The organism is Akkermansia muciniphila, assembly GCF_040616545.1.
GTDB classification, from domain to species: Bacteria; Verrucomicrobiota; Verrucomicrobiia; order Verrucomicrobiales; family Akkermansiaceae; genus Akkermansia; species Akkermansia muciniphila_E.
The window spans coordinates 2,390,869-2,404,015 of the sequence record NZ_CP156688.1 but is presented as its reverse complement, the minus strand read 5'-3'; the positions used below and the strand labels follow the sequence as shown (position 1 = coordinate 2,404,015).

The 13,147-nt window shown below is 50.3% G+C and carries 12 protein-coding genes and 2 CRISPR repeat arrays; of the genes, 6 read left to right on the top strand and 6 right to left on the bottom strand.

Features of this window, described 5'->3' with window-relative positions:
* The first annotated feature begins 8 nt into the window (after window positions 1–8).
* On the top strand, window positions 9–302 hold the full coding sequence (locus tag ABGM91_RS09790) for a MarR family winged helix-turn-helix transcriptional regulator (protein WP_215427912.1): 294 nt from the start codon (window positions 9–11) through the stop codon (window positions 300–302).
* A complete protein-coding gene (locus ABGM91_RS09785) occupies window positions 299–556 on the top strand; it encodes a hypothetical protein (RefSeq protein WP_290566695.1) in 258 nt (85 codons plus the stop codon). Before ABGM91_RS09790 ends, ABGM91_RS09785 begins: the two co-directional genes overlap by 4 nt.
* A 70-nt stretch (window positions 557–626) precedes the next feature.
* Window positions 627–1,333: a CRISPR direct-repeat array (repeat unit 33 nt; unit sequence GTTTCAATCCACGCACTCCGTGTGGAGTGCGAC).
* 200 nt (window positions 1,334–1,533) lie between these two features.
* On the opposite strand, the gene cas2 is transcribed toward ABGM91_RS09785, so the two are convergent.
* From cas2 to ABGM91_RS09765, 4 genes are read right to left on the bottom strand one after another with little or no spacing between them, the layout of a single operon-like run.
* A complete protein-coding gene (gene cas2 / locus ABGM91_RS09780) occupies window positions 1,534–1,824 on the bottom strand; it encodes a CRISPR-associated endonuclease Cas2 (RefSeq protein WP_354831913.1) in 291 nt (96 codons plus the stop codon).
* Window positions 1,825–1,826: 2 nt separating this feature from the next.
* Window positions 1,827–2,846, bottom strand: coding sequence for a type I-C CRISPR-associated endonuclease Cas1c (gene cas1c, locus ABGM91_RS09775; protein WP_354831910.1), 1,020 nt, complete (start codon window positions 2,844–2,846; stop codon window positions 1,827–1,829).
* Entirely contained in the window at window positions 2,843–3,439 is a 597-nt protein-coding gene (gene cas4, locus ABGM91_RS09770; protein WP_354831907.1) for a CRISPR-associated protein Cas4, read from the bottom strand. Before cas4 ends, cas1c begins: the two co-directional genes overlap by 4 nt.
* Window positions 3,375–3,599: a hypothetical protein gene (locus ABGM91_RS09765; RefSeq protein WP_354834879.1), complete on the bottom strand. Its 225-nt coding sequence runs from the start codon at window positions 3,597–3,599 to the stop codon at window positions 3,375–3,377. The genes cas4 and ABGM91_RS09765 overlap by 65 nt, the downstream gene beginning before the upstream one ends.
* A 68-nt stretch (window positions 3,600–3,667) precedes the next feature.
* On the opposite strand from ABGM91_RS09765, the gene cas3 reads away from it, so the two are divergent.
* From cas3 to cas7c, 4 genes are read left to right on the top strand one after another with little or no spacing between them, the layout of a single operon-like run.
* Window positions 3,668–6,079, top strand: a complete 2,412-nt coding sequence (cas3, locus tag ABGM91_RS09760) for a CRISPR-associated helicase Cas3' (RefSeq protein ID WP_354831905.1) — start codon at window positions 3,668–3,670, stop codon at window positions 6,077–6,079.
* Between the two features lie 23 nt (window positions 6,080–6,102).
* Window positions 6,103–6,798 carry a type I-C CRISPR-associated protein Cas5c gene (gene cas5c / locus ABGM91_RS09755; RefSeq protein ID WP_354831902.1) on the top strand — a complete coding sequence of 232 codons (696 nt, stop codon included), beginning with the start codon at window positions 6,103–6,105 and terminating at the stop codon, window positions 6,796–6,798.
* Window positions 6,799–6,814: 16 nt separating this feature from the next.
* Window positions 6,815–8,806 carry a type I-C CRISPR-associated protein Cas8c/Csd1 gene (cas8c, locus tag ABGM91_RS09750; protein ID WP_354831899.1) on the top strand — a complete coding sequence of 664 codons (1,992 nt, stop codon included), beginning with the start codon at window positions 6,815–6,817 and terminating at the stop codon, window positions 8,804–8,806.
* 41 nt (window positions 8,807–8,847) lie between these two features.
* Complete coding sequence (cas7c, locus tag ABGM91_RS09745; protein ID WP_354831897.1) at window positions 8,848–9,672, top strand: type I-C CRISPR-associated protein Cas7/Csd2; 825 nt, start codon at window positions 8,848–8,850, stop codon at window positions 9,670–9,672.
* Between the two features lie 217 nt (window positions 9,673–9,889).
* Here cas7c and ABGM91_RS09740 read toward each other — a convergent pair whose 3' ends face one another.
* Both ABGM91_RS09740 and ABGM91_RS09735 read right to left on the bottom strand, forming a co-directional pair.
* A complete protein-coding gene (locus ABGM91_RS09740; protein WP_354834853.1) occupies window positions 9,890–10,384 on the bottom strand; it encodes a GNAT family N-acetyltransferase in 495 nt (164 codons plus the stop codon).
* A gap of 329 nt (window positions 10,385–10,713) precedes the next feature.
* A CRISPR array of direct repeats spans window positions 10,714–11,135; the repeat unit is 31 nt; unit sequence GTTTCAATCCACGCACCCGTGAGGGTGCGAC.
* Window positions 11,136–11,517: 382 nt separating this feature from the next.
* Window positions 11,518–13,095, bottom strand: coding sequence for a glycine--tRNA ligase (locus ABGM91_RS09735; RefSeq protein ID WP_290565781.1), 1,578 nt, complete (start codon window positions 13,093–13,095; stop codon window positions 11,518–11,520).
* Between the last annotated feature and the right edge of the window lie 52 nt (window positions 13,096–13,147).

The window sequence follows — 13,147 nt, the reverse complement described above, 5'->3', positions numbered from 1 at the left end:
ACACGCTGATGAAAGCACTGGACTTCATACAGATATTCGCCACCAACGTCCGCAGGATGGACTTCCGCCTCAGCAGCGCTCAGGTCATTCTGGCCATTATTGCCGGATACAGGCGCCACAGCACCATCACGGAAGCCACCCGCCTGCACCCCAATACCGTCACCAACATCCTGCAGGACCTCATTGCACAGGGATACGTCAACCGCTTCGGAGACTGCCGCCCTTACGTGTACCGCCCCACGGAGGAAGGCAAGCAGCTGGCCGGAAACCTGCTGGACAAAAATACCCTCCCCGGCACATGAAGGACTCCCTGCTCAGTACGGAAGAAAAACGCCGCTGGCTCGCCCGGGTCTTCCGGGATAAGGACGGCGAATACTCCCAGGCGGACAAATTCAAGGCCCTGGTGGAAGACACCAAACTGGCCGCCCTCCAGCAGGAAGAAGAGGAATTCAAACGCCGGCAGGAAACGGGAGCCGGAACGCAGGACCCCATTCTGGCCCTGCTCCAGGCTATCCCGCCCGCAGAACTCAATCTGGACAATCATACTCCTTCCTGAAGTTTTAATGATACGTCACTACAAAAAAGCTCTCCAGACCAAACAAGCCTGGAGAGCTTTTTCATTGTCAGGCAGCAGAGTCGCACTCCGTATGGAGTGCGACCTTCCCGTTTCAGGTTGTTCGCCTGGTTGAATCCAGTTTCAATCCACGCACTCCGTGTGGAGTGCGACCGGCCGTAGTGCGAGAATGTGCGGCCGAACTACGGTTTCAATCCACGCACTCCGTGTGGAGTGCGACCGTTTGACCTCGACTCTGGGAGGGTGGAATTTGTTGTTTCAATCCACGCACTCCGTGTGGAGTGCGACGGGCCTCCCCTTCCAGCACATATTCCGGGTGCCGGTTTCAATCCACGCACTCCGTGTGGAGTGCGACTGTTCGAAGGTGAAGTAGACATGACCAACCATCTGTTTCAATCCACGCACTCCGTGTGGAGTGCGACCGCCGAGTTGCGAATCACCGAAAAGGACGTAACGACGTTTCAATCCACGCACTCCGTGTGGAGTGCGACATTATAAGGATGGTGGGGCAAAAATGTATGAGAAGTTTCAATCCACGCACTCCGTGTGGAGTGCGACGGTATTCTTACAAAGGCTTTTGCTACTAGCCTATGTTTCAATCCACGCACTCCGTGTGGAGTGCGACCGCGCTTGTCCAGCACGATCACCGTATCCGGCTTGTTTCAATCCACGCACTCCGTGTGGAGTGCGACTATTGCTCGCTAAGGGCAGTTGGGCGGGCTTGTGGTTTCAATCCACGCACTCCGTGTGGAGTGCGACCGCGTATGATCATATGCACTGTTATTCAACAGTGCATATGATACTTTGCGCCAACCTCCCGGAGAAGACCGTCATTGCACGGCCTCCTCTCGGGGTGATCATCTGTCAATCTTCAATTCCCAATGCATTACATCTATCGCCGACCTCCCGGGGAATTTGTGTGAGCTTGGGGTTGGCGCAAAGGCCGTGTTCAACAGTCTTTAAATAATCAGGGGGCCGGAAATGTCATAGCTTTTTTCCTTTCCCAATTGTTCTATCTTATGATGCCAATTGGAACCCATGTGATAAATCCTCAGGCTGTCGCTTTCGTCATCAATAATTTTAAGCAGCTTGCTCCTGATGTCAACCAATTGGGCCGGAGACAGCTCACATTCAAACACGGAATTCTGCACCCTCTGTCCGATATTTTCACAGGCGCGGGCAACCTGGCGCAAGCGGCGCTGCCCTGCCTTATCCTCCGTGGAGACATCATAAGTAATGAGAATGTACATGGTTACTTACTGATAAAGGGAGGATAACAATCCAAATCACCACGCAGGTGGCGCGCCATTAAAAGAGCTTGAATATGAACCAGCAATCCCAGTGTGGTCTTTTCCTGAAGGAAAGGATGCACCAGAACGGTCTTCTTCCGTTCCTGCCAGGCGTTCAACACTTTCTTACGGGAGTCTTCCTTCAGGAAAAAGGCACCGGACTCTTCCTTGTCAAAATCATCTGCGGTGATCTGCCTGCGGTTAATCAGCGTAAGGGCCAGTCGATCGGCCAGGGGTGCCCGGAATTCTTCCATCAAATCAAGGGCCATACCGGGACGCCCCGGACGGTCACGGTGCAAAAAGCCGGCGGCGGCATCAATGCCGGAGCTTTCAAGAGCGGACCGGGCATCATGGCACAACAAACTGTACAGAAAAGACAGCAGGGCATTAAAACAATCCCTGGGAGGCCGCCTGTTGCGGCCTTCAAACACCAGTTCCGGATCTTCCGTCCTCTGGCAATGGGAGAGGCAGGAAAAATATGTTTCTGCCGCAGAGCCTTCAATCCCCCGCAGGATATCGCCGGATTCACAGCCGCGGGCCATGCGGCAAAAGGCCGCCAGACGGTCTACCGCCTCTGATAAATCCTTCCCGTACGTTCTCTGCGCCCTTAAAAGCAGGCTGCGGCCGTTCGCAATCTTGGCCGCAATCATTTCCCGTGCCACGCCCACCCACCTTGTCTCATCATCAGCCCAGCGGTACTGCTCCCGGCGCAGCAGGATATTTCCCTTCATAAAGCCCTGCACGCCGGCCAGGAACTTTCCATAAGGGTTACAAAAGGAAAGCGTGACGCCGCGTTCAGCGCAGGCTCCCATCAAATGCGGGGAAACTCCTATGTCCCACCCCAGCGTTACGATGCCCTCCAGATTATGAAGGGGTACCCGGAGCAGGCAGGCCCCATCAGAATTCACTTTCACGGTATCGCCGTCCTTGGACAGCCAGCATCCCTCCAGTGTAACAAACAAGGTATTTAAATGCTTCTTCATAAATCATCAGCTTCACTTGCGCCAAGGCTGTCCTCAAACACATCATCCACCCGGGCTTTCAGGGCCTGCCTGTGCTCCCGGCACACGGAAGGCAGGCAATCATTGACCAGGGAACAGGACTTGCAGCCCTTGGAATAATGGGGCAATGGCGTAACAATGCCCGTCAGCACTTCCCTGGCACTACAGATAACCTGGGCTGTCAGGGAACGCAATTCCTGGTCAAATACCACTTCAAGCCTTCTCTGGGTCTTTCCGTAAAATAAAAAACCGGAAGGAATTTCCACCTTGAACATTTCCTCCAGACATAGTGCCTGGGCGCACACCTGCACTTCATCCGCACGATGCGGCTTGGGTTTCCCCACCTTGTATTCCACGGGTGTCATGGACACTGCCTCACCGCCCTTTTCAGCATAAACGGCTTCCACCACATCCGCAATCCCGTGAATACCCCACTGTGCGGAAGAAACATGAAGGGAGCGCAGCACTTTTTTCAATCCGCGGGTTTCCGTCATCCCGGAATCAGCCCGTTCATGAAATACATTTCCCTCTGCCGTGAACTGGTTCTCCTCCCATGCGCATTCCAGATGAATCAAAGCGCACTACCTGGGACAGTACAGATAATGCTGCAATGCCGCCAAGGGTATGGAGAAGAGAGTTGAAGACATCTTGGAAATTCTGTTCAGGATGGAACCCTAAATAAAATGTTAAAAAAATCAATTCATATCTTGTAAACAAATACATGGCATCTATCATGGTTCATCATGTACCAGGCCCGTCCCCATCAACTCCTTTCCACCCATGAACAGGAGTGCACTCGTACTATGTCTACCCTACTTGCCTTCATAGGGTTACCACAGCTGGGGGCCTTGATTGGCGGCATGCATGACTTCGGCAAAATGAGCGCGGAGTTTCAGGAATACATGGATTTCCTCTCGCAAAACCTCACTCCTCCAATCCAAAAAGGAGGTATAGATCACTCCACGGCTGGTGCCCAATTTGTCTGGAACTATTTCCCCGTGGTACCGGAAGCGGAAGAATTTTTTGTTTTCAGGCAAATCATTGCTTTATGCATTGCCTCTCACCATCATCCTTCTCTGATAGACTGCTTCCGGGGAACGATGTCCGGCGATGCCGTATTCGCACAGCGTATGGAAAAATCCAGAGAGAAAACTCATCTTGATGAAATCTTATCAAAACTAACATCTTCGGAAAAAAAACACTATTATTCCCTTCTGGAAAACCCGGAATTGGGGAGGGAACTCAAGAATATCCATACACGCATTCTCTCTCTGTTCGGCCATTCCCAAAAAAAAGTTTCATTCCATTATGGTTTGATCGCACGGTTCTGTCTGAGCAGTCTGATTGAAGCGGATTACACAAGTGCGTCCGGCAGAGGAAGCCACGACAGCATTCCTAAACCGGATTGGGAAGGAATGCAAAACAACCTGAACAAACACCTTGGTTCCTTCAAAACTGAAACACCCATGAACCAAAGTAGGGCTGCCATGTCGCAGGAATGTTTTCAGGCCGCGGGAGGCCGCGTTGGCAAATGGAGCCTTACGCTGCCTACCGGTGCAGGAAAAACCCTTTCAAGTCTCAGATTCGCCTTGGAACATGCGCGGCGGCATCATTTGTCCCGCATCATTTACGTCATTCCCTATACTTCCATTCTTGACCAGACGGCAAATTCAATTAAAGAAGCGCTCGGAGACGAATACAAGGAATGTATTCTGGAACACCATTCCAATCTGGTGCAGGAGACCCTCAATAAAACAGGAGAAGAGGAACCCTGGACGCCGGAAAAAAAAACATGGTACATGGAAGCTACTCAAACATGGAATGTACCCATCATACTCACTACAGCCGTGCAATACCTGAATGCACTATACGCATTCGGCAAGCAGCATATGCGCCGCATGCATTCCCTGGCGAATGCCGTGGTGATTTTTGACGAAGTACAGGCCATCCCCCTCACCTCCCTGCGGCTTTTTGAACATTCTCTGGACTTCCTCTCCGGCATTTGCCACAGCAGCACTATCCGCTGCACCGCAACCCCTCCGGAAGCGCCAACAGAAACAGACGCGCATGATCACCTTGTTGAAACACCTATTATTCCGGACAGTCAAGCCTTCTTCGATCAATTTAACCAATTCCGCCAATGCAAGGTCTACAGTGAAATAAAACCCTCCAATTACTGGACTGTGGAAAGAATGAGAAATTTCATCATGGAGCAGGCTTCCGCAAACGGTCCTACCCTGGTAATCGTCAACACCAAAAGCTTGGCAGCTAAACTGGCCTCCGATTGCCGGAACCTGTATGCCGAGGCTCACATCCTCCACCTCAGCACCAACATGTGCCCCGCCCACAGGAAGGAAATCATTACAAACCAAATTGACAAGGTATCCCTGCAAAAAGCCAGGACCATGGGGAAAACCGTAGTCTGCATCAGCACCGGCCTGATTGAAGCCGGAGTGGATGTGGACTTTGACGTCATCATCCGGAGCGTAGCCGGTCTGGACTCCTGCACGCAGGCGGCAGGCCGCTGCAACAGAGACGCCTCGCGCCCAGGAGGAAAAATCATCCTTATCAATCCTGCAAACAAACTGGAAAAACTGGGATCTTTACCGGAACTTGAAATCGGAAAGGAAATCGCAATGGACCTGATTCGTGATCCTGAAGAGGAGGAAATCTTAGGCAATAAATCCGTTGCCCTTTATTTTAAGGAATTTCACGGCAAGCTCACCCAAACACACAATCATGACCACCTGTCTTACCCGTTCCCATGTTCCGGCCTCTCCACCAACATGGAAGATGCTTTATCCCTGAATTTCAAACTGATGCCAGTTCTACGCCAACAGCCTAAATACGGTTCTCTACGCCTTTTCCAGGCCTTTGCCTCGGCAGCGTATCAATACCATCCCATACAAGAAAACACAATGGCCGTTCTTACCTCATATGGAGAAGGCAAAAAATACCAGAAAATACTTTGGAACATGAATCCCCACACGGAGGAGGAATGGAAACAATGGAATGACTGCCTTCAAAAATCCAGAGCCTATTCCGTCCCCATTTCCAACCAAAATCTGGAAAAATACTTGAATGCGGGAGAGATTATGCGTATACAGGAGAGAATGGATATTTATACTGTTAATGCAGATAAATATGATCCATTCCTGGGCTTTCTCGCACATCCGGGTGACACTTGCGGCGCTCTAACCCTCTCCCAGCCATAGGAATCTTCAACAACTTCACATTCATGCTCAATCAAGTCGAATTTAAGGTTTACGGTAAATATGCTCTTTTCTCCGACCCCCTCACCCGGATAGGCGGAGAAAAATGTTCCTACCAAATCCCCACTTATGAAGCCCTGAAGGGAATTATAAAAGCAATCTACTGGAAACCTACTCTGATCTGGATAATTGATGAAGTGAGGGTAATAGCCCCCATCCGCCTGGTCCCCAAAAACATGAAATTGATTAAATACCATGAGGCAGGCGTGGATTTGTCCGTATATACCTACCTGCAGGATGTGGAATACCAGGTTAAGGCGCACTTTGAATGGAACATGCACCGTCCAGATATGAGCAGGGACCGGATAGATGGCAAACACTATGAAATCGCCCGGCGCATGATTGAACGCGGTGGCCGCCGGGATATCTCCCTGGGCACCCGGGAATGCCAAGCTTACGTGGAGCCATGCCGTTTTGGAGAAGGTAAAAGTTTCTATGACAATTACGGAGAAACCTCCTTTGGCCTGATGTTCCATGGATTCAACTATCCGGACGAGACGGGAAAAGACGAGCTTTCCATACGTTTCTGGCGTCCTGTCATGGAAAATGGAATCGTCCGTTTCATTCGTCCTGAGGAATGCCAAATCGTCAAACATGTGCGTCCCATGGCGGCATGCCCGCCAAAATCCAGCGGACTGGATGATCTGAGCCTGGAAAAATGAAAGGAGAAAAAAAGCGATGAACTGGATGCACGCCTTATATGCTACCTACGAACAAAACCGTGATTACATAGGACGCATTGACAAAGAACCGGCCCAAGGCAACCGAAAGGAGCGCCTTATCACACCTCTTCTGCCGCTGTATCATAGCATGCAGAATGCCCACATCACCATCACCCTGAACAAACAGGGAGAGCTTGTCAATGCCTCTCTCAACAATCCAAACACACAGCCCACCATCATTCCCGTTACGGAAGCTTCCGGAGGCCGCACCAGCGGGGCGTGTCCCCACCCTCTGTGCGACAAGCTCCAATATGTGGCAGGAGACAATACGGACTACTTCCCTCCGGCTGAAACCCCGGCCAAACGGACCAAGCAGCTTAAAATTCTGCTTGAATCTTATGAGCAATATGAACAACAACTGTCGGAATGGGCGGCCTTTGATCCCGACAATATAAAACTGAAAGCCATTCTGGCCTATATCCGTAAAAAATCCCTAATCGCCGACTTGGTTAAAGAGGGAATCCTGCATGTAGGAAATTCCACCAACACCCTGATTCCTACGTGGAAAGGGGACAAACAGGAGATGCCTTCCATCTTTGAAATCCTTGGCGCCTCCACCCAGGAAAATGCGTTCATACGGTGGAAAGTCAACAGCAGGGACGGAAGCCCTGTGGAAGTATACCATGACCCCTCCATGTACGAATCCTGGAGGCGCTATACGGAATCCAAATCTACCAAGCGGGGAATGTGCTACATTCTGGGACAAACCGCACCGCTGGCAGCCAACCATCCGGCACGGATCAGAAACGCCGGAGACAAAGCTAAACTCATTTCCTCCAATGACAGTTCCGGTTACACTTACCGGGGAAAATTCATTGAAGCGGATGAAGCTTGCGGAGTAAGTACGGAAGTCACTCAAAAGGCCCACAGCGCGCTTCGCTGGCTTATCTCCCGCCAGGGCTGGTATGATGGAGATCTTGTCGTTCTTGCATGGTCTCCAGGCTTGCTCAATGTACCCTCCCCCTGCGGCAATGTACAAGAATGGCAACACTACGCGCCTGACCAACCAACTCCGAATGATCAGGTGATCCAACTGGTTAAACAATTCAAAAAAGAACTATCGGGAGGCGGAAAAGAACGTCTGCAAACTTCTCTGAATGAAAATGATATGGACAACCGGGTTCTGGTTCTAAGTTTGAACTCAGCATCTCCGGGACGCATGTCCCTTTCCAGTTTTCAGGAATTCTCTGTCTCTGACTATCTTAACAACCTGCTTGCCTGGCATTCCAGGGCCAGCTGGAAGCAGCATCTCCCCAAAGACAAGGAAGGGAACGACCGCTCCTATATCGGGGCACCATCCATTTCCATGATTGTCAAAGCGGCCTATGGAAGCAAAGTGGATGACAAGCTAAGAAAACATGCCCTTTCTAGGCTGCTTCCCTGCGTTCTTCAAAACCTTCCCATCCCCCCGGACTTGGAAAAACAATGCATCCTCCAGGCCTCCAAACGGCATTCCATGGAATGGTGGGAATGGGAAATGACCCTGGGCGTATCCTGCTCCATCTATCTTTATAATCACCCTCAAACACACACTTCATCCTCAGACATTATGAGCCTTGATTCATCCATCACAGACCGCAGTTACCTCTTCGGCCGTCTTTTAGCCGTTGCGGAAGCTATTGAAGCATTAGCATTAAAGGTCACGGATACCTCCCGCCCTACCAACGCGGAAAAATTCATGCAACGTTTCCAACAGCGTCCAGCTGAAACCTGGCCCATGCTGGAAAAAAGTATTCAGCCTTATAGGAACATTCTGCATAGAAACGGGAAAACTATTCCTTATTTGAAAAAATATGACGAATACCTAGACAATATTATGGATACCTTTCTTCTAGAACAACTTCTGGACAATGCACCGTTAACAGGAGCTTACCTGCTTGGCTACCATTGTCAAAGAGCATTCATTTATAAAACTAAGGAAGAAAAAAACGCTCAATCAGCAGAATAATTCTTACAACCAATTATCAACTCATACCATAGAACAACATCATGAGCCTTAATCATAAAATTGACTTTGCCGTCATCTTCACCGTTACGAATGCCAATCCAAACGGAGATCCGCTTAACGGCAACCGTCCCCGGACGACATTGGAAGGCCTGGGAGAAATCTCCGACGTCTGTCTCAAGAGAAAAATCCGCAACAAGCTGCTGGACATGGGACAGAAAATTTTTGTCCAATCAGATGATAAGCGTGTAGACGATTGTAAAACACTGAAAGAGCGCGCCACCCCCATTCTGAAGCAAAAAGGAACATCTGCCGAACTAGCGCAAAAAGCCTGCCAGGAATGGTATGATGTGCGTGCCTTCGGACAAGTCTTTGCCCTAAAAGATAAAGGGGCAGAAAAAGGAACAGGAGTCTCCATCGGCATCCGTGGCCCGGTGAGCATTCAACCTGCTTTCAGTACGGATACAGTCAACGTCACCAGCACCCAAATCACCAAAAGCGTCAGCAATGATGGAGACGGCAGCAAAAAAACTTCCGACACCATGGGAATGAAATACAGAATAGACAAGGGAACCTATGTCTTCTTTGGAGCAATCAATCCGCAACTGGCCGAGCTGACAGGCTTCTCTGATAAAGACGCATCCCTCCTGAAGCAAGTTCTCCCGCAGATGTTTGAAGGAGACGCCTCCTCTGCCCGCCCGGAAGGCAGCATGTCCGTCCAGAAAGTCATCTGGTGGGAACATAACTGTAAAAGCGGTCAATACTCCTCCGCCAAGGTTCACCACTCCATAGAAATCACCCTGGATGGAACCATTGCAGAAAAATATGATCTTCCCGGTTTGAAGCCTGAAATCATAGAAGGTTTCTAAAACTTTTCCCATCAAGAATGCAAACACCCTTCACTTTTATTAGTGAAGGGTGTTTTTTGTACAAATCTATACCACTGGATGTATCCACAAGCTACAATTCACACACAAATTCAATAACTGATTTTAAATACAAACACACCCTAGGACTCAAAACAAAAAAACCATCATACTATCTTTTTAGAATATCACACAGGGAACACTGTTTCCGGGCCATAGGCTACTTCCCATCATATTTTCCATCTGCCAGAACGACAGAAGTCTCCACCTGTCTTGCCGGAATGGCCCAGTATTTCTTTAACAGTCGTTTTTGTTCTTCTCGCTCCACTACATGGAAACCGTGCTTCTGGTAGAATTCTATGGCCCATACAGCATCTGCCCATGTACCTATTAAAATAGGCTTTTCCTGGTCTTTCTGTAAATACCGCAGGAGTTGGCCTCCCACCCCTTCTCTCCGTGCATCCGTTCTCACATACGCATGGCGTATCAGGTTAACATCTTTCCGGTCCTGAATACCCATGACACCAAGAATATTCAGGTCATCTTCCAAACAATAAAATATGACCCCATCGTTAATCTGTTCCTGCAATTCGTCCATGCTCATATAAGGCTCTTTCCACCTGTCAGCAGGAATCCTGTCCTTATAAGCTATGGAAGAATCATTGATAATTTCATAAATCGTCTCCAATTCTGATTCCAAACACTTCCTGATCATTCTATCAACTCTCTTCAATGTAATTAATACGTAACATTCTAAAATATAATTACTAATTTAGTATATCAAGCGCCTTAATTTTCTGGAAGCTTAATGTTTAACCACATACCAGTCTATTAAAATATCCAATACCATTGTTCAACAAACGCCCTCTTTGGATGGGATTTCAATACCCTTTCTTGATTAACTACTTGTTAATCAGAATTAATTCCATCCTTCCTGATAGTAATAGCTGATCGAATAAAAAACAGAGCACTATACCCTTGTAAGAGCAGCAATTCCTGTCCAACGCTTGTTCCAATTTGGACAAAGTCCATTCACCCATTTTGGGTTCAATCCACGCACCCGTGAGGGTGCGACAGTAACGGGCAATTCTTATACGGATGCCGATGCGGTTTCAATCCACGCACCCGTGAGGGTGCGACAGTACAACGAAGGCGGCGAAGGATTCAAGCCTTTGTTTCAATCCACGCACCCGTGAGGGTGCGACTAGGAGGGAGTTTGTATGGCTCTCACCAGCAAAAGTTTCAATCCACGCACCCGTGAGGGTGCGACGATATTCCGCTTGCACCGACAGGCAGCAGGGTTTTGTTTCAATCCACGCACCCGTGAGGGTGCGACCCCTGAAGATGAAGATAGATTGGCCTCCCTTGCAGTTTCAATCCACGCACCCGTGAGGGTGCGACTCTCTTTCAGTGTTAAATGGGAAGAGAACGGCGTGTTTCAATCCACGCACCCGTGAGGGTGCGACGGCGGAAGGGAATATGCGTTGAAAGTTAGTGGTACAAACGGCTCTTTGCGCCAACCTCTTTCAAGATACATAATCCTTACGCCTTCTATCTTATTGAAGGGAATGTCAATCTGCTGGTTTCAATGACTTACAGGAATCGCCGATCTTCCGGGAAATTCCTGTGAGCTTGAGGTTGGCGCAAGCAGATCATCGGTTCAGCAATTCATGTTGGAATCGCTGATTCACCTCTGGTTAACCAACCTGTTTTTGATGCTAGATGGTCCGTGGCCTATCGTCCAGCAACTTTTTTCCATCACAGTCATTCCGAAAACAAAAGGCCGCTCCATTCAACACGGAGCGACCCTGAAGTGTTTTGCGGCATCAGCGGCCGTCAAAGGCGCCATTAACGCACGCGGGCAATGAGCCAGTGAAGCAGGTCCTTGATGGCAACGCGTTCCTGTTCCATGGAGTCGCGGTGACGGATGGTCACCGTGTCCTTGAGGGAGGCATCGTTTTCTCCGAGGGTTTCAAAGTCCACCGTGATGCAGAAGGGGGTGCCCACTTCATCCTGGCGGCGGTAGCGGCGGCCAACGGCTCCCGTTTCATCATAGAAGACGGGCATCCATGGCTGGAGCGTTTTTTCAATTTCACGGGCGATGCGCACCTGTTCCTCGTTTTTCTTGAGCAGCGGGAAGATGGCGGCCTTGATGGGAGCCATCCGGGGGACAAAGCGAAGCACGGTACGTATGTCTTTCTTGCCCTTGTCATCCACCAGCTCTTCTTCATCAAAGGCTTCACAGATGATGGCCAGAATGGTGCGGTCACACCCGGCGGAGGGTTCCACCACATGGGGAATGAATTTCTCCCGCGTTTCTTCGTCAAAGTATTCCAGCGGACGGCCGGAGCCTTTCTGGTGGCAGCTCAAGTCATAGTCCGTGCGGTAGGCAATGCCTTCCAGTTCCTGGATGCCGAACGGGAATTCATATTCCAGGTCGTAGGTTTTCTTGGAGTAGAAGGCGCGTTCACCATCCGGCACATCCAGCAGATGAATGTGTTCGCGCGGCACGCCCACTTCATCATAGAAGCTGAGGCGGTGTTCCAGCCATTCATCCACCAGGCGCAGGCCGTCTTCCGGACGGCAGAAGTATTCGATTTCCATTTGTTCGAATTCGCGGGAACGGAAGGTGAAGTTGCGCGGGTTGATTTCGTTGCGGAAGGATTTGCCGATCTGGGCAATCCCGAAGGGGAGCTTTACGCGGGAGCTGTCCAGAATGTTCTTGTACTGGCAGAAGATGGACTGGGCCGTTTCCGGACGCAGCCAGCCGGTGGCATTGGGATCGTTTTCATCAGAGGTGGCCCCAATGGTCGTCTTGAACATGAGGTTGAATTCGCGGGCTTCCGTCACCAGGGAACCGTTGGCGGGGTTGTACATGGTGGAGTCCGTGATGGGTTCCATGCGTTCTCCTTGAAGCTCCATTTCCTTGTGGGAGACGTCCTTGCCGGCCAGCTGGGCATAGTACTGGGCTGCCGTCTTGCGGGCCTTGTCCGCCTGTTTTTCAGAGTCCACCAGCACGGAGTATTCCTTTTCCACGCTCCAGGAACCGTCTTTCCTGGCGGCTCCGGTGTAGAAGAAGCCCATGCCGCTCTGTGCCGGGATCTGGTCCGCGCGCAGGCGTTCCTTGGTCAGCAAGCAGTCGCACATCGGGTCGGAAAAGCCGCCCACGTGGCCGGAGGCCACCAGCACGGAGTTATGCGTCAGGATGGAGCCGTCCATGCCCACCATGTCGTCGCGTTCCTGCACGTTTTTGCGCCACCAGTATTCCTTGAGGTTGCGCTTGAGTTCCACACCCATGGGACCGTAGTCCCAGCAACCATTCAGCCCGCCATAGATTTCAGCTGCCTGGAAGATGAAACCCCGCCTTTTGCAGAGGCTCACGATTTTCTCCATTCGGACGGGATCTGTATTGGTTCTGTCTGCCATGATAAGATATATAGATTGGGTTGGCTATGCGGGTTGTATTGATGACCGCAAT

What these genes read in the sequence shown, in the direction of transcription:
- cas1c (WP_354831910.1), bottom strand. Translation starts at nt 2,846, where the DNA reads ATGAAGAAGCATTTAAATACCTTGTTTGTTACACTGGAGGGATGCTGG.
- ABGM91_RS09735 (WP_290565781.1), bottom strand. Translation starts at nt 13,095, where the DNA reads ATGGCAGACAGAACCAATACAGATCCCGTCCGAATGGAGAAAATCGTG.
- ABGM91_RS09765 (WP_354834879.1), bottom strand. Translation starts at nt 3,599, where the DNA reads ATGATAGATGCCATGTATTTGTTTACAAGATATGAATTGATTTTTTTA.
- cas8c (WP_354831899.1), top strand. Translation starts at nt 6,815, where the DNA reads ATGAACTGGATGCACGCCTTATATGCTACCTACGAACAAAACCGTGAT.
- ABGM91_RS09740 (WP_354834853.1), bottom strand. Translation starts at nt 10,384, where the DNA reads ATGATCAGGAAGTGTTTGGAATCAGAATTGGAGACGATTTATGAAATT.
- cas3 (WP_354831905.1), top strand. Translation starts at nt 3,668, where the DNA reads ATGTCTACCCTACTTGCCTTCATAGGGTTACCACAGCTGGGGGCCTTG.
- cas2 (WP_354831913.1), bottom strand. Translation starts at nt 1,824, where the DNA reads ATGTACATTCTCATTACTTATGATGTCTCCACGGAGGATAAGGCAGGG.
- ABGM91_RS09790 (WP_215427912.1), top strand. Translation starts at nt 9, where the DNA reads ATGAAAGCACTGGACTTCATACAGATATTCGCCACCAACGTCCGCAGG.
- cas5c (WP_354831902.1), top strand. Translation starts at nt 6,103, where the DNA reads ATGCTCAATCAAGTCGAATTTAAGGTTTACGGTAAATATGCTCTTTTC.
- cas7c (WP_354831897.1), top strand. Translation starts at nt 8,848, where the DNA reads ATGAGCCTTAATCATAAAATTGACTTTGCCGTCATCTTCACCGTTACG.
- ABGM91_RS09785 (WP_290566695.1), top strand. Translation starts at nt 299, where the DNA reads ATGAAGGACTCCCTGCTCAGTACGGAAGAAAAACGCCGCTGGCTCGCC.